General features: G+C 61.7%; 18 protein-coding genes. 7 read left to right on the top strand and 11 right to left on the bottom strand.

All coding sequences use genetic code 11. The features are described from left to right. The first annotated feature begins 15 nt into the window (after nt 1–15). From HX801_RS04875 to HX801_RS04855, 5 genes are all read left to right on the top strand, one after another. On the top strand, nt 16–1,164 hold the full coding sequence (locus HX801_RS04875; protein WP_003219800.1) for an efflux RND transporter periplasmic adaptor subunit: 1,149 nt from the start codon (nt 16–18) through the stop codon (nt 1,162–1,164). 3 nt (nt 1,165–1,167) lie between these two features. Continuing rightward, complete coding sequence (locus tag HX801_RS04870) at nt 1,168–4,329, top strand: efflux RND transporter permease subunit (protein WP_003219803.1); 3,162 nt, start codon at nt 1,168–1,170, stop codon at nt 4,327–4,329. Next, entirely contained in the window at nt 4,326–5,783 is a 1,458-nt protein-coding gene (adeC, locus tag HX801_RS04865) for an AdeC/AdeK/OprM family multidrug efflux complex outer membrane factor (protein ID WP_003219806.1), read from the top strand. The genes HX801_RS04870 and adeC overlap by 4 nt, the downstream gene beginning before the upstream one ends. A 172-nt stretch (nt 5,784–5,955) precedes the next feature. Then, entirely contained in the window at nt 5,956–7,206 is a 1,251-nt protein-coding gene (locus HX801_RS04860) for an OprD family porin (protein WP_008431143.1), read from the top strand. Nucleotides 7,207–7,284: 78 nt separating this feature from the next. After that, nucleotides 7,285–8,184, top strand: a complete 900-nt coding sequence (locus HX801_RS04855; protein WP_177021703.1) for a polysaccharide deacetylase family protein — start codon at nt 7,285–7,287, stop codon at nt 8,182–8,184. Here HX801_RS04855 and pcaC read toward each other — a convergent pair. From pcaC to pcaR, 11 genes are all read right to left on the bottom strand, one after another. Beyond that, nucleotides 8,181–8,573, bottom strand: coding sequence for a 4-carboxymuconolactone decarboxylase (pcaC, locus tag HX801_RS04850; protein WP_003219813.1), 393 nt, complete (start codon nt 8,571–8,573; stop codon nt 8,181–8,183). The genes HX801_RS04855 and pcaC overlap by 4 nt on opposite strands. Nucleotides 8,574–8,760: 187 nt before the next feature. Beyond that, a complete protein-coding gene (gene pcaD / locus HX801_RS04845) occupies nt 8,761–9,552 on the bottom strand; it encodes a 3-oxoadipate enol-lactonase (protein ID WP_003219815.1) in 792 nt (263 codons plus the stop codon). Nucleotides 9,553–9,562: 10 nt separating this feature from the next. Further along, nucleotides 9,563–10,927, bottom strand: a complete 1,365-nt coding sequence (locus HX801_RS04840) for a 3-carboxy-cis,cis-muconate cycloisomerase (RefSeq protein WP_177021693.1) — start codon at nt 10,925–10,927, stop codon at nt 9,563–9,565. A 49-nt stretch (nt 10,928–10,976) separates the two neighbouring features. Then, on the bottom strand, nt 10,977–12,272 hold the full coding sequence (locus HX801_RS04835; protein ID WP_003219818.1) for an MFS family transporter: 1,296 nt from the start codon (nt 12,270–12,272) through the stop codon (nt 10,977–10,979). A 181-nt stretch (nt 12,273–12,453) separates the two neighbouring features. Further along, nucleotides 12,454–13,020, bottom strand: coding sequence for a protocatechuate 3,4-dioxygenase subunit alpha (gene pcaG / locus HX801_RS04830; protein ID WP_003219820.1), 567 nt, complete (start codon nt 13,018–13,020; stop codon nt 12,454–12,456). 1 nt (nt 13,021) lies between these two features. Then, on the bottom strand, nt 13,022–13,726 hold the full coding sequence (pcaH, locus tag HX801_RS04825; RefSeq protein ID WP_003219824.1) for a protocatechuate 3,4-dioxygenase subunit beta: 705 nt from the start codon (nt 13,724–13,726) through the stop codon (nt 13,022–13,024). 28 nt (nt 13,727–13,754) lie between these two features. Next, nucleotides 13,755–14,960: a 3-oxoadipyl-CoA thiolase gene (gene pcaF / locus HX801_RS04820; RefSeq protein ID WP_177021702.1), complete on the bottom strand. Its 1,206-nt coding sequence runs from the start codon at nt 14,958–14,960 to the stop codon at nt 13,755–13,757. Then, complete coding sequence (locus tag HX801_RS04815; RefSeq protein WP_172834582.1) at nt 14,957–15,739, bottom strand: CoA-transferase subunit beta; 783 nt, start codon at nt 15,737–15,739, stop codon at nt 14,957–14,959. The genes pcaF and HX801_RS04815 overlap by 4 nt, the downstream gene beginning before the upstream one ends. Then, complete coding sequence (locus HX801_RS04810) at nt 15,736–16,593, bottom strand: CoA transferase subunit A (RefSeq protein ID WP_003219830.1); 858 nt, start codon at nt 16,591–16,593, stop codon at nt 15,736–15,738. Before HX801_RS04810 ends, HX801_RS04815 begins: the two co-directional genes overlap by 4 nt. A gap of 255 nt (nt 16,594–16,848) precedes the next feature. Then, a complete protein-coding gene (locus HX801_RS04805) occupies nt 16,849–18,195 on the bottom strand; it encodes an MFS transporter (RefSeq protein WP_003219832.1) in 1,347 nt (448 codons plus the stop codon). A 148-nt stretch (nt 18,196–18,343) separates the two neighbouring features. Beyond that, nucleotides 18,344–19,186 (bottom strand): pca regulon transcriptional regulator PcaR, encoded by an 843-nt coding sequence (gene pcaR / locus HX801_RS04800; protein ID WP_003219833.1) that lies wholly within the window; start codon nt 19,184–19,186, stop codon nt 18,344–18,346. A gap of 667 nt (nt 19,187–19,853) precedes the next feature. Here pcaR and HX801_RS04795 point away from each other — a divergent pair. Next, entirely contained in the window at nt 19,854–20,054 is a 201-nt protein-coding gene (locus HX801_RS04795) for a hypothetical protein (RefSeq protein WP_003219834.1), read from the top strand. Nucleotides 20,055–20,364: 310 nt separating this feature from the next. Next, a complete protein-coding gene (locus tag HX801_RS04790; RefSeq protein WP_003219836.1) occupies nt 20,365–21,840 on the top strand; it encodes an inorganic phosphate transporter in 1,476 nt (491 codons plus the stop codon). The last annotated feature ends 247 nt before the right edge of the window (nt 21,841–22,087 follow it).

Here is a 22,087-nt window from a genome sequence, read left to right as displayed (position 1 = left end):
GACCCGAGGATCTTCATGCAACTTAAGCCAGCTGTTACCGCCCTGGTTACTGCCGTCGCCCTGGCATCGCTGCTCAGCGGATGTAAAAAGGAAGAAGCGGCTCCGCCCGCTCAAACCCCTCAGGTCGGCGTGGTCACTATTCAACCTCAAGCCTTTACCCTGACATCCGAGCTGCCAGGCCGCACCACGGCCTACCGCATTGCCGAGGTTCGCCCTCAGGTCAACGGCATCATTCTCAAGCGTCTGTTCAAGGAAGGGGGCGACGTCAAGGAAGGCCAGCAGCTCTATCAGATCGATCCGTCGGTGTATGACGCCTCGCTGAAAAGCGCCCAGGCCAACCTCGCCCAGACCAAGTCGATTGCCGATCGCTACAAGCAGTTGGTCGATGAGCAGGCCGTCAGCCGCCAGGAATACGACACCGCCGTGTCCAACCGCATGACCTCTGAAGCCAACGTGCAAACGGCCCAGATCAACGTGCGCTACACCAAGGTGTTTGCCCCGATCTCCGGGCGTATCGGTCGCTCTTCGGTCACCGAAGGCGCGCTGGTCAGCAACGGCCAGACCGACGCCATGGCAGTGATCCAGCAACTGGACCCGATCTACGTCGACGTCACGCAGTCCTCCGCCGAGATGCTGAAACTGCGTCGTGACCTGGAAAGCGGCCAACTGGAAAAAGCCGGCGAAAACGCGGCCAAGGTCAAGCTGACCCTGGAAGACGGCACCGCCTACGGCGTGGAAGGCAAGCTGGAATTCTCCGAAGTCTCGGTCGACGAAACCACCGGTTCCGTGACCCTGCGTGCCGTATTCCCGAACCCTGACCACACCCTGCTGCCGGGCATGTTTGTCCACGCGCAGTTGCAAGCCGGTGTGAACAGCAAGGCCATCCTGGCACCACAGCAAGGCGTGACCCGCGACCTGAAGGGCATCCCGACCGCGCTGGTGGTGAACAAGGACAACAAGGTCGAGCAACGTGTACTGGTGGCCAACCGCACTACCGGCGCCTACTGGCTGGTGGAAAAAGGCCTGAACGCCGGTGACCGTGTGATCACCGAAGGCCTGCAATTCATCAAGCCGGGCATCGAAGTCAAGGTCAAGGACGCTGATAACGCCAAACCCGCCGGTTCCGCTGCTGCTCCTGCTGCCGCTGCTGGTCAAGGGGAGTAATTCATGTCGAAATTTTTTATCGACCGTCCCATTTTCGCCTGGGTAATTGCCCTGGTGATCATGCTGGTCGGGGCACTGTCGATCCTGAAGTTGCCCATCAACCAGTACCCGGCCATCGCGCCAACCGCCATTGATATCCAGGTGACCTACCCGGGCGCGTCTGCACAAACCGTGCAGGACACCGTGGTGCAGGTAATCGAACAACAGCTCAACGGTATCGACAACCTGCGTTATGTCGCCTCGGACAGTAACTCCGACGGCAGCATGACCATCACCGCGACGTTCAACCAGGGTACCAACCCGGACATCGCCCAGGTTCAGGTACAGAACAAGCTCAACCTGGCGACCCCGCTGCTGCCACAAGAAGTACAGCAGCAGGGTATCCGCGTTACCAAGTCGGTGAAGAACTTCCTGATGGTGATCGGTCTGGTGTCGGAAGACGGCAGCATGACCAAGGATGACCTTTCCAACTACATCGTTTCCAACATCCAGGACCCGATTTCCCGGACCGCCGGTGTGGGCGACTTCCAGGTGTTCGGTTCCCAGTACGCCATGCGTATCTGGCTCGACCCGGCCAAGCTGAACAACTACCAGCTGACGCCAGTGGATGTCAGCAACGCCATCCAGGCGCAGAACGTCCAGGTGGCCACCGGCCAACTCGGCGGCCTGCCTGCCCTGCCCGGCACTCAGTTGAACGCCACCATCATCGGCAAGACGCGTCTGCAAACCACTGAAGCGTTCGGCAATATCCTGATGAAGGTCAATACCGACGGTTCCCAGGTTCGCCTGGGTGACGTTTCGCGTATCGAACTGGGCGGCCAGAACTACAGCATCAGCGCACAGTTCAACGGCAAGCCGGCTTCCGGTATGGCGATCAAGCTGGCAGCCGGTGCCAACGCACTGGACACCGCCAAGGCGATTCGCGAAACGGTTGCGTCCCTCGAACCGTTCTTCCCGCCTGGCATGAAGGCTGTGGTGCCGTATGACACCACGCCGGTTGTGACCGAATCGATCTCCGGTGTGGTTCACACCCTGATCGAAGCGATCGTGCTGGTGTTCCTGGTGATGTTCCTGTTCCTGCAGAACTTCCGCGCCACCATCATCACCACCATGACCGTACCGGTGGTATTGCTGGGTACCTTCGGGATCCTCGCTGCGTTCGGCTTCACCATCAACACCCTGACCATGTTCGGCATGATCCTGGCCATCGGCTTGCTGGTGGACGATGCCATCGTTGTGGTGGAGAACGTCGAGCGGGTAATGGCCGAGGAGCACTTGTCGCCCAAGGAGGCGACGGTCAAGTCCATGGGCCAGATCCAGGGGGCCCTGGTGGGTATCGCCCTGGTGCTGTCGGCGGTATTGCTGCCAATGGCGTTCTTCGGTGGTTCCACCGGTGTGATCTACCGCCAGTTCTCCATCACTATCGTTTCGGCGATGGCGCTGTCGGTACTGGTTGCCCTGGTCTTCACCCCGGCCTTGTGCGCCACCATGCTCAAGCCGATTGACCCGGAAAAACACGGCCAACCCAAGCGCGGCTTCTTCGGCTGGTTCAACCGTACCTTCGACCGTGGCGTACTGAGCTACGAGCGCGGCGTCGGTAACATGATCAAGCACAAGTTCCCGGCGTTCGTGGTCTATGCCCTGATCCTTGCCGGCATGATCTGGATGTTCACCCGCATTCCAAGCGCGTTCCTCCCAGAGGAAGACCAGGGCGTGATCTTTGCCCAGGTACAAACGCCGGTGGGTTCTTCGGCTGAACGTACGCAGAAAGTCATCGACGATATGCGCGCCTACCTGTTGAACGACAAGGAAGGCGAGCCAGGCGAAGGCAAGGCTGTCAAATCGGTGTTTACCGTGAACGGCTTCAACTTCGCCGGTCGTGGCCAGAGCTCGGGCCTCGCGTTCGTGATGCTCAAGCCGTGGGACGAGCGTGACTCGAGCCAGTCGGTATTTGAGGTTGCCAAGCGTGCCCAGGGTTACTTCTTCGGGGCCTTCAAGGACGCCATGGTATTTGCCGTGGTGCCACCTTCGGTACTCGAACTGGGTAACGCCACCGGTTTCGACGTGTTCCTGCAAGACCAGGGCGGCGTCGGCCACCAGAAGCTGATGGATGCGCGTAACCAGTTCCTGGGTGCCGCGGCACAAAGCAAGATCCTGGCGGGCGTGCGCCCCAACGGCGTGAACGATGAGCCGCAGTACGAGCTGACCGTTGACGACGAGAAGGCCAGTGCCCAGGGCATCAGCCTGGCAGACATCCAGCAGACCCTGGCAATCGCCTTGGGTGGCAGCTACATCAACGACTTCATCGACCGTGGTCGTGTGAAGAAGGTGTATGTACAGGGTGACGCCGCCAGCCGGATGTCTCCGGAAGACCTGAGCAAATGGTACGTGCGCAGCACGTCCGGGAAGATGGTGCCGCTGTCGGCCATCTCTTCGGGCAAGTGGATCTTCGGTTCGCCGAAACTCTCGCGCTATAACGGTGTAGCGGCGATGGAAATCCTCGGTACCCCGGCACCTGGCTACAGTACCGGTGATGCGATGGCGGAAGTCGAACGCATTGCCAAGGACCTGCCGGCTGGCGTTGGTTACTCCTGGACCGGCCTGTCGTACGAAGAACGTCTGTCCGGCTCCCAGGCACCTGCGCTGTACGCCCTGTCGCTGCTGGTGGTGTTCCTCTGCCTCGCGGCACTGTACGAAAGCTGGTCGATCCCGATTGCGGTGATTCTGGTTGTACCGCTGGGTGTGATCGGTGCGTTGATCGCCACCAGCCTGCGGGGACTGTCCAACGACGTGTTCTTCCAGGTGGGCCTGTTGGTGACGGTGGGCCTGGCAGCGAAAAACGCCATCCTGATCGTGGAGTTCGCCAAGGAGCTCCACGAGCAGGGCAAAGGCATTGTCGAGTCGGCCATCGAGGCATCCCGCATGCGTCTGCGACCGATCATCATGACGTCCATGGCGTTCATGCTCGGCGTACTGCCCCTGGCAATTTCCACCGGTGCCGGCTCAGGTAGCCAGCACGCCATCGGTACGGGCGTAATTGGCGGTATGATCACCGCCACGGTCCTCGCGATCTTCTGGGTACCCCTGTTCTTCGCAACCGTGTCCTCCGCTGGCGAGCGTAAAAAGACTGAACCCAAGCAAACTCCTAAAGAGGCTGGCCAATGAGCAAGTCGCTACTTTCCTTAGCTGTCACGGCATTCGTGCTCAGTGGCTGCTCGCTGATCCCGGACTACCAGCGCCCTGAAGCGCCGGTAGCCGCGCAGTTCCCGCAGGGGCCGGCGTATTCGTCGGCCCAGGCGCCGGGCCAGGCGGCTGCCGAGCAGGGCTGGAAGCAGTTTTTCCATGACCCTGCCCTGCAACAGCTGATCCAGACCGCCCTGGTGAACAACCGCGACCTGCGTGTCGCGGCCCTGAACATCGATGCGTATGCCGCGCAGTACCAGATCCAGCGCGCCGACCTGTTCCCGGCGGTTTCGGCCACGGGCAGCGGCAGCCGCACGCGCACCCCGGCCAAGCTGTCGCAGACCGGCGAAGCGGGCATCACCAGCCAATACTCGGCGGGCCTCGGGATCAGTTCTTATGAGCTGGACCTGTTCGGCCGCGTACGCAGCCTGAGCGAACAAGCGCTGCAACAATACTTCGCGACCGAAGAAGCGCGCCGCACCACCCAGATCAGCCTGGTGGCCAGCGTGGCCAACGCCTACCTGACCTGGCAGGCCGACAAGGAGCTGCTCAAGCTCACCCAGGACACCCTGGGCGCGTACGAGCAGAGCTTCAAACTGACCTCGCGCAGCAATGAAGTCGGCGTGGCTTCGGCCCTGGACCTGAGCCAGGCCCGTACCTCGGTGGAAAACGCCCGGGTTGCACTGGCGCGTTATACCCGCCAGGTGGCCCAGGACGAAAACAACCTGACCCTGCTGCTGGGTACCGGCCTGCCGGCGAACATCGTCAGCCGGCCATTGGCTGATGACCTGTTGAGCGAAGTACCGGCCGGCCTGCCATCGGACCTGCTGCAACGTCGTCCCGACATCCTGCAGGCCGAGTACAACCTCAAGGCGGCCAACGCCAACATCGGTGCGGCACGCGCTGCGTTCTTCCCGAGCATCACCCTGACCGCCAGCGCCGGCACCGCGAGCCCGACCCTGGGCGGCCTGTTCAAGGGCGGTTCGGGTACCTGGTCGTTTGCACCGCAGATCAACATCCCGATCTTCAACGCCGGCAGCCTGCGCGCCAGCCTGGATTACTCGAAAATCCAGAAAGAGATCAACGTCGCCAACTACGAGAAAGCCATCCAGACCGGCTTCCAGGAAGTCTCCGACGGCCTCGCCGCCCGTGAGACCTACAAGCAGCAACTGGACGCCCAACGTGGTTTCGTCGCGGCCAACCAGGATTACTACCGCCTGGCCGAGCGTCGCTACCGTATTGGTGTCGACAGCAACCTGACGTTCCTCGACGCCCAGCGCCAACTGTTCAGTGCCCAGCAATCGCTGATCACCGACCGCCTGGCGCAGCTCAACAGCGAGGTCAACCTGTACAAGGCCCTCGGTGGTGGCTGGAACGAACAGACCGCGAAGAACGAACCGTTGAAAGAAGAAGCACCGCCCTTGAAGTTGTTCTGATAGTGGCGCAGTAGACAAAAACCGCTTCCCGCCCAGGAAGCGGTTTTTTTACGCCCATGACTTTGCGTTCGATCATCGCCCACAACCCGCTCGCCCCCACTTTCATCGCCCCCGCACCGCCCCGCACCATGGCCGCCACCTGCATAACCCCAATAACAACAGGTCTGACACCATGAGCACTTTCGACCCGCGCCGGCTTTTGCTGGCAACCGCTGTCGCCAGCATTGCCCTCCCCGTTGTCGCTGAAGAACACGGCTTCCTGGAAGACGCCAGCGCCAACCTCAACCTGCGTAATTTCTTCTTCAACCGCAACTACACCAACCCCAGCAAGACCCAGGGCGGCGCACAGGAGTGGACGCAAAGTTTCATCCTCGACGCCAAATCCGGCTTTACCCAGGGCACCGTCGGTTTCGGCGTGGATGTACTGGGCCTGTACTCATTGAAGCTCGATGGCGGACGCGGCACAGGTGGCACCCAGCTGTTGCCGCTGGACCACGATGGCCGTCCGGCGGATGAATTCGGGCGTCTGGGCGTGGCGTTCAAGGCACGGGTTTCAAAGACAGAAGTGAAAGTCGGCGAATGGATGCCGGTGCTGCCGATCCTGCGTTCGGACGATGGCCGCTCGCTCCCGCAAACCCTGCGCGGCGGGCAAATCACCTCCAAGGAGATCGACGGCCTGACCCTGTACGGCGGCCAGTTCCGCGCCAACAGCCCACGGGACGACAGCAGCATGACCGACATGTCCATGTTCGGGAAAACCGCGTTCACCTCCGACCGCTTCAACTTTCAGGGCGGCGAATATGCCTTCAACGACAAACGCACCCAGATCGGTGTGTGGAACGCCCAACTCAAGGACATCTACAGCCAGCAATACCTCAACCTGATCCACAGCCAACCGGTGGGCGACTGGACCCTGGGCGCCAACCTCGGGTTCTTCTATGGCAAGGACGACGGCAGCGCCCGCGCCGGTGACCTCGACAACAAGACCTGGTCCGGACTGTTCTCGGCCCGATACGGCGGCAACACGTTCTACGTCGGCCTGCAAAAACTCACCGGCAACAGCGCCTGGATGCGCGTCAACGGCACCAGCGGCGGCACCCTGGCCAACGACAGCTACAACGCCAGCTACGACAACGCCCAGGAAAAATCCTGGCAGGTACGCCATGACTATAACTTCGCCGCCCTGGGTATTCCTGGCCTCACGCTGATGAACCGCTACATCAGCGGCAGCAACGTACACAGCGGCACGGTGACCGATGGCAAGGAATGGGGACGGGAAAGTGAAGTGGCCTACGTGGTGCAGAGCGGAGCGCTGAAGAATCTCAATGTGCGCTGGCGTAACTCCAGCATGCGCCGGGACTACAACAACAACGAGTTTGATGAAAACCGGTTGATCGTCAGTTACCCGATAAGCCTGCTGTAAAGCCTCGACAGTCTTGTTGTATGGTGCGCGCGTGTCATGGATGACCCGCCCCAGCAGCCAATGTCATTCGAGTCCGCCATGAAACCCTTCGCCACCGTATCGGCCGTATTAGCCCTGGCCCTGAGCCTCAGCGGTTGCATCGGCCCGCCCCTGGCGCTGACACCGCAAACCGAACAACGCCTGAAAACCGAGGCGCCGATCCGTTTTTTGCTGACCTTCGATGACGGCCCCAGCGCCTCGGGCTTCATGAACCCCAGCCGTTCGGTGATGGCGGACCTGGCGAACAACCCGATACAGCCGGGGATCAAGGCGGTGTTCTTCCTGCAGACCGAGGCGCCCCGCTCCGGCGGCAACCCGCGGGGCTACAAGACCATGGAGCGTGAATACGCGGCCGGCCATATCCTGGGCTTCCACACCGCGACCCCGTGGCACAGCAACCATCGCTTGCAGAATCCGGCTGAACTGGAGCACTACCTCAGCCTGGGTTCATCGACCCTCACCTCCATCACCGGCCAACCGCCCACACTGGTACGCCCGCCGTTCTGGAACTACGACAAGCGCACCTTCGCCGCCTATCAGCAACACGGCATGCATGTGTTGCTGACCGACCTGAGTGCAAACGATGGGGTGATCTGGGTGTTCAACGGCAGCCCGCGTCGACGGGAAAACCTGATACGCCAACTCTCGGTGGTGCGCGAGCGCATCGCCAAAGGCGAATTACCGACGGTGGACGGCGTGATCCCGGTGGTGGTGACCTTCCACGATATCAACCGCTACACCGCCTGGCACTTGAAGGAATACCTGCAAATCCTGCTGGACAGCGCCCATATCAATGGCGTGCCCCTCGCCACACAGCCTTTCTACACCGACCGGGCAACCTTGCAGCGAGCCGCCATGGCCCGCACGGTAAAAAGCGCCGACGAAGTCGTGCATCTGCCCGGCGTGTGGAATTGGGTGTGGGACGCTGACTCGCACTAGGCGCGCGACTCTACCCCCAACTCATCCCACACCGACTCGGCCAAGTGAAACGTCGCATTCGCCGCCGGAATCCCGCAATAGATCGCGCTCTGCATCAGCACTTCCTTGATCTCGGCGCGGGTCACACCGTTGCTCGCGGCGGCGCGCAGGTGCAGCTTCAGCTCTTCGCTGCGGTTCATGCCGATGAGCATGGCGATGGTGATCAGGCTGCGGGTATGCCGCGGCAGCCCCGGGCGGGTCCAGATATCACCCCAGGCGTGGCGGGTGATCATTTCCTGGAACTCGCTGTTGAACTCGGTCAGGGCGTTGAGGCTGCGGTCGACGTGGGCGTCGCCCAGCACTTCGCGGCGCACTTGCAGGCCTTCGGCATAACGTTGTTTCTCGTCCACAAAACGCTCCTCATGCAACGGTGACGACAGGCACATACCTGTGGCGAGGGAGCTTGCTCCCGTTGGGTCGCGCAGCGACCCCAGTGAGGCCGCTGCAGGGTTTTACAAATAGTTGGGTTGCGGCTGCTCAGGGGCTGCTACGCAGCCCAACGGGAGCAAGCTCCCTCGCCACAGGGTTCAGCGATACTCAGCGCGATAGCAGAAATTCCAGCACACGGTCGCTGAACGCCGCACCGGCTTGCACGTTGGACAAGTGCGCGGCATAGAACTCGGCATACTCGGCGCCCTGCACATGCGCCTGGATAAAGTGCCCACCCGCCGGCGGCGTCACCGCATCTTCGCTGCCTGCGATCACCAGGGTCGGCACCTTGATCGACGCCAGTTGCTCGCGGAAATCCGCGTCGCGCACGGCCGCGCAGTTTGCGGCATAACCCTGGGGATCAGTCGCCGCCAGCATATCGGTGATCAGCTTGGCCTGGTCAGGATGAGCCTCGGCGAAGTCGGCGGTGAACCAGCGGGCAATTGACGCATCACGCAGGGCAACCATCGCGGCCGCACCGTCGCGCAGGACCATCTCGATGCGTGGGTTCCAGATCTCGGGCGTGCCGATCTTCGCGGCGGTGTTGCACACCACCAGCCGGCGCAAACGCTCACCCGCGTTGATCCCCAGCCACTGGCCGATCAGGCCGCCCATGGACAACCCGCAGAAATGCGCGCGCTCGATCTGCAACGCATCCAGCAGCGCCAACACGTCACGGCCCAATTGCTCGATGCTGTAGGGGCCTTCGGTGACCAGCGACTTGCCATGGCCCCGGGTGTCGAAACGCAGCACCCGGAAGTACTGGGTGAACGCCTCGATCTGGATGTCCCACATATGCAGGTCGGTGCCCAGGGAGTTGGACAGCACCAGTACCGGTGCATCTTCGGGGCCATCGAGTTGGTAGTTCAGTTCGCCATCGGCGAGTTGTACAAATCCCACAGCAGCCTCCTCAGGCAGTCAAAGCAAAATGTTCGGCCACGGCCCGGGTGACCCAGGTGTGCGCCTGGCCCAGGTAGTGCGTCGGGTCCAGCAGGCGATCGAGTTCGGCCGCCGAAAGCTCGGCAGTCACTTGGGGTTCATCCCCCAGCACCGCGCGCAGGTGACGCCCGTCGGCGACGGCGCGTTTGCAGCATTGTTCCAGCAGATGGTGCGCGGTTTCGCGGCCCAGGCGCTGGGCGAGGACGATGCTGACCGCTTCGGCCAGTACCAGGCCCTGGGTCAGATCAAGGTTTTGGACCATGCGCCGGGGGTCGACTTCCAGGCCTTCGCTGACCAGCAGCGCCTGATGCAACGCACCGGATACCAGCCGGCAAATCTCCGGCAGGGTTTCCCATTCGGCGTGCCACAGGCCCAGGCTGCGTTCGTGTTCCTGGGGCATCGCGCTGAACATCGTTGCCACCAGGCCGGGCACTCGCGTTGCAGCGCTGATCAGCACGGCAGCGCCCACCGGGTTGCGCTTGTGGGGCATGGTCGAAGAGCCGCCCTTGCCGGGGGCCGACGGCTCAAACACTTCCGCCGCTTCGGTCTGCATCAGCAGGCTGATGTCGCGACCCAGCTTGCCGAGGCTGCCGGCGATCAAACCGAGCACCGAGGCAAACTCCACCAGGCGGTCGCGCTGGGTGTGCCAGGGTTGCTCCGGCAGGCCCAACTGCAACTCGGCGGCCAGTGCTTGCGCCACCGGCATCGCCTGTTCACCGAGGGCCGCCAGGGTTCCGGAAGCACCGCCAAATTGCAGCACCAGCAAACGCGGCTTGAGCTCACTGAGGCGCTGCCGGTTGCGGGTGACTGCGCCGAGCCAACCGGCGATCTTCATGCCCAGCGTGACCGGCGTTGCATGCTGCAGCCAGGTCCGGCCCGCCAAAGGAGTTGTTCCGTAACGCTGGGCCTGGGCGGCAAGAATGTCCCCCAACCGCGCCAGATCATGTTCGATCAGCTCGACCGCACTGCGCAGTTGCAGCACCAGGCCGGTGTCCATCACATCCTGGCTGGTAGCGCCCAGATGCACATAACGTTCGGCGCCGGCATCTTCGCTGGCGATCAACTTGCCGAGGGCCTTGACCAACGGAATCGCAGAGTTGCCTGCGGTGGCGATGGCGTCGCCGAGGGCATCTACGTCGTAGAGAGAAGCCAGGCAGGCCTGGGCAATGGGCGCGACGGCCGCTTGCGGGATCAACCCGACCTGAGCCTCGGCCCGGGCCAGCGCCGCTTCGAAATCCAGCATGCCCTGCAAACGCCCCTGGTCGCAGAACACTTCGGCCATGCCGTTGGCGGTGAAGTAGGCGTCGAACAGTTGGTTGCTCGTGCGCATCGTCATAACACATCCCTAGGTGGCGCATACCCGGCAACGGGCATGCGCCAGCCGGTTACAGATCGTGGTGCAAATACGCCGCCTCTTTGGGCAGGCGCAAGCTGAACAGGAACGCCACCGCCATCATCGCCGTGACGTACCAGTAGAAGGTGTTCTCCATGCCCATGGACTTGAGCCCCAAGGCCACATATTCCGCCGAACCACCGAAGATCGCGTTCGCCACCGCATACGCCAGGCCCACGCCCAGTGCGCGTACTTGTGGCGGGAACATTTCGGCTTTCACCAGGCCACTGATGGAGGTGTAGAAGCTCACGATGGCCAGGGCCAGGGTGATCAGCACAAAAGCCAGGAACGGGCTGCTGACGGTTTTCAGGGTCAACAGGATCGGCACGGTGCACAGCGTGCCCAGGGCGCCGAACCACAGCATCGAGTTACGGCGGCCAATCTTGTCCGCCAGCATGCCGAACACCGGCTGCATGCACATGTAGAAGAACAGCGCGCCGGTCATGATGTAGCTGGCGGTCTTGGCGTGCATCCCGGCGGTGTTCACCAGGTACTTCTGCATGTAGGTGGTGAACGTGTAGAAAATCAGCGAGCCGCCGGCGGTGTAGCCGAGCACGGTGATAAACGCCGCCTTGTGATCGCGGAACAGCGCGGCAATGCTGCCGGCGTCCTTGTCTTCACGCATTTCCTTGCTGGTGGTTTCTTTCAGGGTGCGACGCAGCAACAGCGAGATCACCGCCGCAATGGCGCCGATCACAAACGGAATGCGCCAGCCCCAGGCCCGCAGTTCTTCTTCGGTGAGGATCTGTTGCAGGATCACCACCACCAACACCGCCAGCAGTTGCCCGCCGATCAGGGTCACGTACTGGAACGAGGCGAAGAACCCGCGCTGACCCTTGAGGGCGACTTCACTCATGTAGGTGGCAGTGGTGCCGTATTCGCCGCCTACCGACAGGCCCTGGAACAACCGGGCGACCAACAGCAGGGCCGGGGCCCAGGCGCCGATGTCTTTGTAGGTGGGCAAAAAGGCGATGACCAGGGAACCGGCGCACATCATCAGGACCGAGATCATCATCGAATTCTTGCGACCGTGTTTATCCGCCACCCGGCCGAACAGCCAGCCGCCGATAGGGCGCATCAGGAAGCCGGCGGCGAACACGCCGGCGGTGTTCAGCAGTTGCACGGTGGGGTCGTCCGACGGGAAAAACGCCGGGGCGAAATAGATGGCGCAGAAGGCATAGACGTAGAAGTCGAACCATTCGACGAGGTTGCCGGAAGAGGCACCGACAATCGCAAAAATCCTTTTGCTGCGTTCTTCTCCGGTGTAGTGGCTGGTTTTTGTTGTCATGTTTTTTCACTCAGTGGGAACGGTTATAGCCTAGACATACTTTGCAACAACCATGTTCCGCAAGCAGACTTTTGGATATTTGTTGCCTGGGCCGGCCTCATCGCGGGCAAGCCCGGCTCCCACATTTGGAATGCATTCCCCTGTGGGAGCTGGCTTGCCTGCGATAGATCCCGCAACCCACTCAATAATCGAAGAACACCGTCTCTTCGTCTGTGCCCTGCAAAATCACATTCCACTGATACACACCCGCCGCATCCGCCTTGGCGATCAACGTGCGGCGGCGCTCCTGCGGCACACACGCCAGCAGCGCGTCATCCCCATTCGCCGCTTCACCGTCAAAGTAAATCCGCGTCAGCAGGTGCTTCACCAGCCCACGGGCAAACACCAGCACCACCAGGTGCGGCGCCTGGGTCGTGCCCTTCAACCCCGGCACACTGCCCGGCTTGATGGTGGTAAAGCGAAAACGCCCTTCAGCGTCCACCGGCACCCGGCCGAAGCCTTCGAAGTTCGGGTCCACCGGTTTGTCCTGCTCATCCTCGGGATGGTCGTACTTGCCGGCCGCATTGGCCTGCCAGACTTCCAGCATGGCGTCGTTGACCACATCGCCATTGCCATCCACCACCTGCCCGGTGATCGCCACGCGCTCGCCGAGGGTGGCCGCAACGGTCAGGTCTTCGCGGTTCAGCCAGGTCAGGCCGATGTGGTAATACGGCCCGACGGTGTGGGAAGTAGTCGCGTTGAGGCTCATCTCATTTCTCCATCGGCGTGGCGTCGCGGCCGCGCAGGACGATGTCCCAGCGGTAGCCGAGGGCATAGTGCGGAATGGTTTTTTCCAGATCGAACGAGGCGATCAGGCGCTCCTTGGCGGACGTGTCCGGGACGCAGTTGTAGATCGGGTCATAGGCCAGCAGCGGGTCACCGGGGAAATACATCTGCGTCACCAACCGCGTCAGCACACTCGGGCCGAACAGCGAGAAGTGGATGTGCGCCGGGCGCCACGCGTTGTGGTGGTTGCCCCACGGGTATGCGCCGGGCTTGATGGTCTGGAACTGGTACCAGCCGTCGGCGTCGGTGACGGTACGCCCGGTGCCGGTGAAGTTCGGGTCCAGCGGTGCGTCGTGCTGGTCGCGCTTGTGGTTGTAGCGGCCGGCAGCGTTGGCCTGCCAGATTTCCACGAGGATGCCGGGAACGGGCAGGCCGTTTTCATCCAGCACGCGCCCGTGAATGATGATGCGTTCGCCCTGGGGTTCGCCTTCGTGCTGGGCGGTCAGGTCGTTGTCCTTCTCGTTGACGCGCTCGGCGCCGATGGTCGGGCCGGTGATTTCCGACAGGGAATGGGGCAGGAACACCAACGGCTTGGACGGCGAACGCAGGTTCGTCGACTGGTAGGCCGGGTGCAGGTAATCAGGCTGAGTACCCGCTTGCGGGCGCCGGTATCCGGGCTTGTCACTCATGGAGCAATCCTCTTTATTCTTGTGGGTCTCAAACGCGTTCGATCGCCAGGGCCAGGCCTTGGCCCACACCGACGCACATGGTCGCCAGGCCTTTGCTGCCACCGGTTTTTTCCAGCTGATGCAGCGCGGTCAGTACCAGGCGCGCACCGCTCATGCCCAGCGGATGGCCAAGGGCAATCGCGCCGCCGTTCGGGTTGACCTGCGGTGCGTCGTCGGCAATCCCCAGTTCACGCAGCACGGCCAGGCCCTGGCTGGCGAAGGCTTCGTTGAGTTCGATCACATCGAAATCAGTTACCGCCAGGCCCAGGCGCTCCACCAGTTTGCGCACCGCCGGCACCGGGCCGATGCCCATCACACGCGGCGCCACACCGGCGCTGGCCATGCCCAGCACCCGGGCGCGGGCGGTCAGGCCGTGTTTTTTGACGGCTTCAGCAGAGGCCAGAATCAGCGCAGCGGCACCATCGTTCACACCAGAGGCGTTGCCTGCGGTGACGGTCTTTTCCGGACCATTGACCGGCTTGAGTTTGGCCAGGGCTTCCAGGGTGGTATCGGCCCGTGGATGCTCGTCGTGCTCGACCACGGTTTCGCCTTTTTTGTGGGCGACGCGCACCGGTACGATTTCTTCGGCGAAGAAACCGGCGGCCTGTGCAGCGGCCGTACGTTGTTGGCTGCGCAGGGCGAAGGCGTCCTGGTCGGCGCGGGAGATTTTATAGTCGTCGGCCACGTTGTCAGCGGTTTGCGGCATCGGGTCGACGCCGTACTGGGCCTTCATCAACGGATTGATAAAGCGCCAGCCGATGGTGGTGTCTTCCAGCTTCATGTTGCGCGAGAACGCCGCATCGGCCTTGCCCATCACGAACGGCGCGCGGGACATCGACTCGACGCCACCGGCAATCGCCAGCTCCATCTCGCCGCTGGCGATGGCGCGGAAGGCCGTGCCGATCGCGTCCATGCCCGAAGCGCACAGGCGGTTCAGGGTGACGCCGGGGATGCTCTCCGGCAGGCCGGCCAGCAATGCCGCCATGCGCGCCACGTTGCGGTTGTCTTCGCCGGCCTGGTTGGCGCAGCCGAGGAACACTTCGTCCACAGCGCTCCACTCCATCGACGGGTTGCGCTCCATCAGCGCCTTGATCGGCAGTGCCGCCAGGTCATCGGCGCGCACGTTGGACAAGCCACCGCCAAAACGGCCGATGGGGGTACGAATGGCGTCACAGATAAATACGTCGCGCATCAGGCTTCTCCGGGGGCTTGGCCGTGGGCGGCAGCGGTGCGTGCCTCAAGGTCGCGCAGGGCAGTCAGTTCAATCTCGGTGGGTTCGGCGCTGGTGGTCACCTGGTCGGCAAAACGAATCGCCCAACCGGTGGCGGCCACTACTTGCTCACGGGTCACGCCGGGGTGCAGGGCGGTGACGACAAATTCGTGGCTGCCCTCCTCCGGCTCCATGATGCACAGGTCGGTAATAATCCCTACAGGACCGGCGCCTGGCAGACCCAGGCGTTTGCGCGAGTCACCGCCTTCGCCGTGGCCGACCGAAGTGATGAAGTCCAGCTTGTCGACAAACGAGCGGGCCGACTGCTTGAGGATGATCAGCACGCTCTTCGCGGAGCCGGCGATCTCCGGCGCGCCACCGGCACCTGGCAGGCGCACTTTGGGCTGGTGGTAGTCACCGACCACGGTGGTGTTGATATTGCCGAAACGGTCGACCTGGGCCGCGCCGAGGAAGCCGACGTCAATGCGCCCGCCCTGCAGCCAGTAGCGAAAAATCTCACCGGTCGGCACCACGGTGTCAGCGGTTTCAGCCAGCTCGCCGTCACCGATGGACAGCGGCAGCACCGAAGGCTTGGCGCCAATCGGGCCGGACTCGTAAATCAGCACCACATCCGGCGACGATGTCAGGCGCGCCAGGTTGGCAGCCTTGGAGGGAAGGCCGATGCCGACGAAGCACACCGAACCGTTCTTCAGGCGGCGCGCGGCGGCGACGGTCATCATTTCGTTGGTCGAGTAAGCCATTATTTGGCCTCCTGCGCGGTGGCCAGCTTGGCCTGGAATTCACTGAAATTGGCGGTGCCGTGGATGTATTCGTTGATCCACGCAGTAAACGTCTCACGGTCCCGGGCGATGGGGTCCCAGGCCTGGTAGAAACGGTTGTCACGCTCGGTGTAACCGTGGGCGTAGGACGGATGCGCGCCACCCGGCACATGACACACGGCAGTCAGGGCCCAGGTCGGCAGCACGCAGGCGTTCATCGGCGCGTTAAGGTCATCAACGATTTCTTCAACGGTAACGATGCAGCGCTTGGCCGCCAGGGCCGCTTCCTTCTGCACCCCGAGGATGCCCCACAGCAGCACGTTGCCCTTGCGGTCAGCCTTTTGCGCGTGGATCACGGTGATGTCCGGGCGCACCGACGGCACGGCCGCCAGTACTTCACCGGTGAAGGGGCAGGTCACGGTCTTGATCAGCGGGTTGACCTTGGGCAGGTCGGAGCCGGCGTAGGCGCGCAACACCGCGAATGGCAGGCCGGAGGCACCGGCGACGTAGGCATTGGCCAGGTCGGCGTGGCTGTGCTCTTCGATCTCCAGCGGTTGCGGCCATTGCTTTTCAACGGCGTCCCGCAGGCGATGCAGTGAACCCACGCCCGGGTTGCCGCCCCAGGAGAAAATCAGCTTGCGTGCACAGCCGGCGCCGATCAACTGGTCGTAGATCAGGTCAGGCGTCATGCGCACCAGCGTCAGGTCTTTCTTGCCCTGACGAATGATTTCATGACCTGCCGCCGTAGGGATCAGGTGAGTAAAGCCTTCGAGTGCAACGGTGTCGCCGTCATTCACGAACTGCTTTACCGCATCAGCCAGCGAAAGGATTTCAGCCATGGGGTGGGCTCCCGGTATCGATCGAAAAAGGCGCTGGAGGCAGCGCCGAAGTGCTTGAAGATTAAGCCGGGGGTCGGGGCCAAACAATCCGATAATCGACTGAGTGTTCGATTATCGAACGGATTGTTTGCAAGCTATCTTTCCCTGTAGGAGCGAGCTTGCTCGCGAAAAACTTGAAGACACCGCGTTCATTCAGACTGCCAACGTCATCGTTCAAGACCTTCGCGAGCAAGCTCGCTCCTACAATAAATCGCTTCAGGTGGCGTCCGCGTGGCTGACCATGCCCTTGATCACCACCGCGGTGGTGGCCAATGCCGCCGGGATCACCAGGGCGGTCAGCACCTGTTCGAAGTTCCAGCCCAGGCCCAGCAAGGTCGCGCCCATCCACGCCCCGAGGATCGCGCCAAAGCGGCCGATGCCGAGCATCCACGACACGCCCGTGGCGCGGCCCTGGGTCGGGTAGAAACGTGCGGCCAGCGACGGCATCGCCGACTGCGCACCGTTGACACACATGCCGGCAATCAACACCAGGGTCGCCAGTAGCGTGATATTGCCCAGGCTCTGTCCCACCGCGTAGGCAAACACCCCGGCCAGCAGGTAGAAGGTACCGATGACCTTGTGCGGATTGAACCGGTCCATCGCCCAGCCCACGCCGACCGCACTCAATACGCCGCCAAACTGGAACAACGCACCGATAAACGCGGCCTGTTCCATGCTGGCGCCGCTGTCGCGCATCAGGGTCGGCAGCCAACTGGTCAGCAGGTAAACAATCACCAGGCCCATGAAATACGTCAGCCACAACAGCAAGGTGCCGGCGCTGTAGGTGCCGGAGAAGATCACCGCGAACACGTTGCGCGCCTTGACGGTTTTCTGTTCGGGCACGCTGAAGCTCGAGGCCTGGGCGACGATGCCCGGCTCGATAGGCGCCAGGGTCTTGCGCACCTTGTCGGTGCCGCGATTGCGCACCACCAGGTAACGCGCCGACTCCGGCAGCCAGAACAGCAGCACCACCGCGAGGATCAGCGGCAACAGGCCGCCGATCATCAGCAGGCTGTGCCAGCCATACGCCGGGATCAGCTTGGCCGAGATAAACCCGCCACCGGCCATGCCCAGGTTGAAGCCGCAGAACATGCTGGTCACCAGCAGGGACTTATGGCGTTCCGGGGTGTATTCGGAGAGCAGTGTCGTGGCGTTCGGCATGCCGGCGCCCAGGCCGAGACCGGTGAGGAAGCGCAGGATCAGCAGTTGATCGACGTTGCTGCTGTAGGCCGAGGCCAGGCTGAAGGCCCCAAACACCAGCACCGCCCCCACCAGCACCACCTTGCGCCCGAAGCGGTCGGCGAGTGGGCCGGAGCCCAGGGCGCCGAAGACCATGCCGATCAACGCGGCACTCATTACCGGGCCGAGGCTGGCGCGGTCGATGCCCCAGTCCTGGGACAGCGCCGGGGCGATAAAGCCCATGGCGGCGGTGTCGAGGCCGTCGAGGAAGACGATGAGAAAACACAGGATCACCACTCGCCACTGATACCGCGACAGCGGCTGGGCGTTGATGAAGGACTGAACGTCCAAACAAGTACCGACAGCAGGTGAAGGCTGATTCATTATTTTTATTTCCACACCGATGGGCGGGCGAACGACCTTGAGTCGTCATTATTATTGGGGCGGCGCCTTGAAGCGCTGCCGCACATTAATAAGCCTTGGGAAACACCGTCAATTCATCCAGCCGGGATCTGTGCGGTCACCGAACAGCTTACGCAAACAGCTGCGCGCTCAGCTCCTGGCTGGCACTGAGCATGCTCGGCAGGAAACGCTGCTCCAGCTCGCTGCGGCTGACCCGCCCGGCATGGGTGCTGACGTTCAGTGCCGCCAGGACCTGGCCCGAAGCGTCGTACACCGGCACGGCGATGGAACGCAGCCCTTGCTCCAGTTCCTGGTCGACAATGCACCAGCCCTGCTGCCGCACTTCCTGCAGGCATTCGAGCAAGGCTTGCGGGGTGGTGAGGGTGCGGCTGGTCTTGGTTTGCAGGTCGGCGTGGTCGAGGTAGTCCTGCAGCGAGGCGTCATCCAGCGCCGCCAGCAGGATACGGCCCATGGAGGTGCAGTAGGCCGGGAGACGGCCGCCCACGGAAAGGTCGACGGAAATCAGGCGTTGGGTGGTGGCGGAGCGGGCAATGTAGAGGATGTCATCACCTTCCAGGGTTGCCATGTTGCACGCCTCGTGGAGCTGCTCGCTCATGCGGTCCAGGTACGGCTGCGCCGAAACGGCCAGGGGCGTGGACGACAGGTAAGCGTGGCCGAGGGTCAGCACCTTGGGCAACAGCGAATAGGTACGCCCGTCGGTGGTGGCGTAGCCGAGTTTGATCAGGGTATGCAGGCAACGGCGTACGGCAGCGCGGGGGATTTCCGTGCGGTGGCTGATCTGGGCGATAGTCAGGTGGCGCTTGCGCTCCTGGAATGCCTGCACCACGGCCAGGCCGCGGGCCAGGGAGGTCATGAAATCCGGATCACCGGTAAACGCCTGGATGCGCTTGGCCGGTGACGCAACGATCGGCGGCGCCACTGATGCGAAGGAGTTGCGCAATTGATCGTTCATTTGGGGTCCTTTCTCTTATTTTTAACCGCTGCGGGAGGGTGACCGCTATTACAAGCCGCCGTGCAATGGCTGCACAAGGCAGGGCAACCAACATTGGGCGATTATCGGACGGTCATTCGATTATCGCAATTTGTCACCGCCGACCGGTGCCGGAACCCCTCTACATCCATTTGAGTGCCTTTCAGAATCGACTGATGTACGAGAGAAGTTAAGGTTGATTAACGCCTGTAGAACATTGCACGATTTATGGCGCCAATAGTTCAGCAAATACCCCACACACCTGCGTAACAAAACCCTCACACAAAGTTGACGATTTTTAACTTGTTGGCGATAGTGTTATTCAAGCGCGTGGCTATAATGCATCCTGTGCAGGAGCCAGCCTCGCCTGACCCCGAGGATAGATTTCACCCAGTCGTGCACCGGCTGCGTGCAGGCTCCGCCGCAAGTACCTGACACACATTTCGAATGCCTGCCAACTGCTTGTGGCTGTGACAAGAAAACTGTTGCTACGACAACTGCTCTTCTCCGGTATCGTGGCCGCGTGCAATAAAGAAGTGGTTTTTCCTGTATACCTTTCCACGCTGATCTTCAGATTGACGGTATACCGGGGGCGACTTCCCGGCATCGCGTTTCGCCGGAATCAAACTCAACTCAATTAGGTAACAATGTGACGAAAGACGAACTGCGCGCGGAACTTGAGCGCCAGGAACAACGTTACAAGGATGTTTACGGCGGGGAAGTCACCACCTACGCCGCCCAGCCAGAACCTGAACGCAAGCCATGGCGCAAACGAGCCAGCCTGCTCGACCAGGCCTTTGCCCAGGAAATCCAAAAGATTGAACAGGACCTCAAAGCCGAAGAGCCATAAGCGTTTCGGGTTGAGCTTCCAAAGGTGCCATCTCTCTGCCAGTACCACGCTGGTGGAGGGAAGCCCGTTATGTGGCCTTAGCGAAATTTCATACGATTGTTTCAGTTATTCCCTTCCGGCGCTTTATCCCGCGAATTTGATGGATCCTCCATATAAATCAATCACTTGCCAAAGCCCCGAAAACACCGGGATGCACGCCTCCCCCCCATTTTTTTTCGTTGAAGAATGTTACCGATGAGCAGCTAGTGCATTGATTACCGATGTTTTCTGGCATAATCGCGCCCCCTTACGACCGGGTCAGAAAACCTTCATGATCGATTTATTCAGCGGACTGGATGCTTGGGTTCTAGTGAGCCTGTTGCTCGCCCTGGCCTTTGTCCTCGCCTTCGAGTTCATCAATGGCTTTCATGACACCGCTAACGCGGTTGCCACAGTCATCTATACCAAAGCCATGCCTCCGCATCTGGCCGTGTTCTTCTCCGGGGTGTTCAACTTCCTCGGCGTGTTGCTCGGTGGGGTCGGTGTTGCGTATGCCATCGTGCACCTGCTGCCGGTGGAGTTGCTGATCAATGTGAACACCGGCCACGGTCTGGCCATGGTCTTCTCATTATTGGCAGCGGCGATCACCTGGAACCTCGGCACCTGGTATTTCGGGATCCCGGCGTCCAGTTCCCACACCCTGATCGGTTCGATCCTCGGTGTCGGCCTGGCCAACGCCCTGATCAACGACATTCCCCTGGCTGACGGCGTCAACTGGCAGAAAGCGATCGATATCGGCGCTTCGCTGGTGTTCTCGCCGATGGCTGGTTTCGTGGTAGCCGCCCTGGTGCTGCTGGGCCTGAAATGGTGGCGCCCGCTGTCGAAGATGCACAAGACACCGGACCAGCGCCGCAAGCTCGACGACAAGAAGCACCCGCCGTTCTGGAACCGCCTGGTCCTGGTGATTTCGGCGATGGCCGTGAGCTTCGTGCACGGTTCCAACGATGGTCAGAAAGGTATTGGCCTGATCATGCTGGTACTGATCGGTATCGTGCCGGCGCAGTTCGTACTGGACCTGGGCAGCACCACTTACCAGATCGAGCGCACCCGCGACGCCACGCTGCACTTGAATCAGTTCTACCAGCGCAATCAAGAAACCCTCGGTGAGTTCCTGGCCCTGGGCAAAAGCGTGAAAGACGATTTGCCGGGCAAGTTCCAGTGCAATCCGCAGCAGACTGAACCGACGATCAACGCCCTGCTGGGGACCTTGAAAGGTGTCTCTGACTACCATTCGTTGACCGCCGAGCACCGGATTGAAGTGCGTCGTTATCTGTTGTGCCTGGATGACACCGCGAAGAAGGTGGGCAAGTTGCCAGGCCTGGATGCGCGTGAGAAGTCGGACCTGGACAAGTTGCGCAAGGACCTGACGGCGACCACCGAGTACGCGCCGTTCTGGGTGATCCTGGCGGTGGCACTGGCCTTGGGCCTGGGCACCATGGTGGGCTGGAAGCGTGTGGTGCTGACCATTGGTGAGAAGATCGGCAAGCAGGGCATGACGTATGCCCAGGGTATGTCGGCGCAGATCACCACGGCCAGCATGATTGGCTTGGCCAATATCTTCAGCTTGCCGGTTTCCACGACCCATGTGTTGTCTTCGGGTGTGGCCGGGACCATGGTGGCTAACAAGAGCGGGCTGCAAGGTGGCACCGTCAAGACCATTCTGATGGCTTGGGTGTTGACGCTGCCGGCGACTGTGGGCCTTTCGGCCGGGTTGTTCTGGTTGGCTTCCAAGGCTTTGGGTAGCTGACAGCTCTTGGGCTTGTGAAGAGGGTGCGACCTGTGAGGGTCGTGCCTTTTTTTATGGCTGGGGTTTGGGTGTATATCCGTTATTTAGGTAACGGCCACTTATGGTTCCGCTCTTACAGCGGCTCACTTTTGAACAGCGCAAAAGTAAGCAAAACGCTCTTGCCCCACCACTCGGCACCTCGCCTAGGCTCGGTGTGCCCTCACTCCGGCTTTGGACCGTGGGCCGCCGTCATGGGCCATCCCTGGCC

The sequence above is a fragment of the Pseudomonas sp. G1002 genome (assembly GCF_013385455.1).
Lineage (GTDB): Bacteria > Pseudomonadota > Gammaproteobacteria > Pseudomonadales > Pseudomonadaceae > Aquipseudomonas.
Note: the sequence above shows the minus strand (reverse complement) of the source record. Positions and strands in the feature narration are given on the sequence as shown.

Coding starts and splice junctions, on each gene's coding strand:
- HX801_RS04875 (WP_003219800.1), top strand. CDS start 16: ATGCAACTTAAGCCAGCTGTTACCGCCCTGGTTACTGCCGTCGCCCTG.
- HX801_RS04870 (WP_003219803.1), top strand. CDS start 1,168: ATGTCGAAATTTTTTATCGACCGTCCCATTTTCGCCTGGGTAATTGCC.
- adeC (WP_003219806.1), top strand. CDS start 4,326: ATGAGCAAGTCGCTACTTTCCTTAGCTGTCACGGCATTCGTGCTCAGT.
- HX801_RS04860 (WP_008431143.1), top strand. CDS start 5,956: ATGAGCACTTTCGACCCGCGCCGGCTTTTGCTGGCAACCGCTGTCGCC.
- HX801_RS04855 (WP_177021703.1), top strand. CDS start 7,285: ATGAAACCCTTCGCCACCGTATCGGCCGTATTAGCCCTGGCCCTGAGC.
- HX801_RS04840 (WP_177021693.1), bottom strand. CDS start 10,927: ATGACGATGCGCACGAGCAACCAACTGTTCGACGCCTACTTCACCGCC.
- HX801_RS04835 (WP_003219818.1), bottom strand. CDS start 12,272: ATGACAACAAAAACCAGCCACTACACCGGAGAAGAACGCAGCAAAAGG.
- pcaG (WP_003219820.1), bottom strand. CDS start 13,020: ATGAGCCTCAACGCGACTACTTCCCACACCGTCGGGCCGTATTACCAC.
- pcaH (WP_003219824.1), bottom strand. CDS start 13,726: ATGAGTGACAAGCCCGGATACCGGCGCCCGCAAGCGGGTACTCAGCCT.
- HX801_RS04810 (WP_003219830.1), bottom strand. CDS start 16,593: ATGGCTGAAATCCTTTCGCTGGCTGATGCGGTAAAGCAGTTCGTGAAT.
- HX801_RS04805 (WP_003219832.1), bottom strand. CDS start 18,195: ATGAATCAGCCTTCACCTGCTGTCGGTACTTGTTTGGACGTTCAGTCC.
- pcaR (WP_003219833.1), bottom strand. CDS start 19,186: ATGAACGATCAATTGCGCAACTCCTTCGCATCAGTGGCGCCGCCGATC.
- HX801_RS04790 (WP_003219836.1), top strand. CDS start 20,365: ATGATCGATTTATTCAGCGGACTGGATGCTTGGGTTCTAGTGAGCCTG.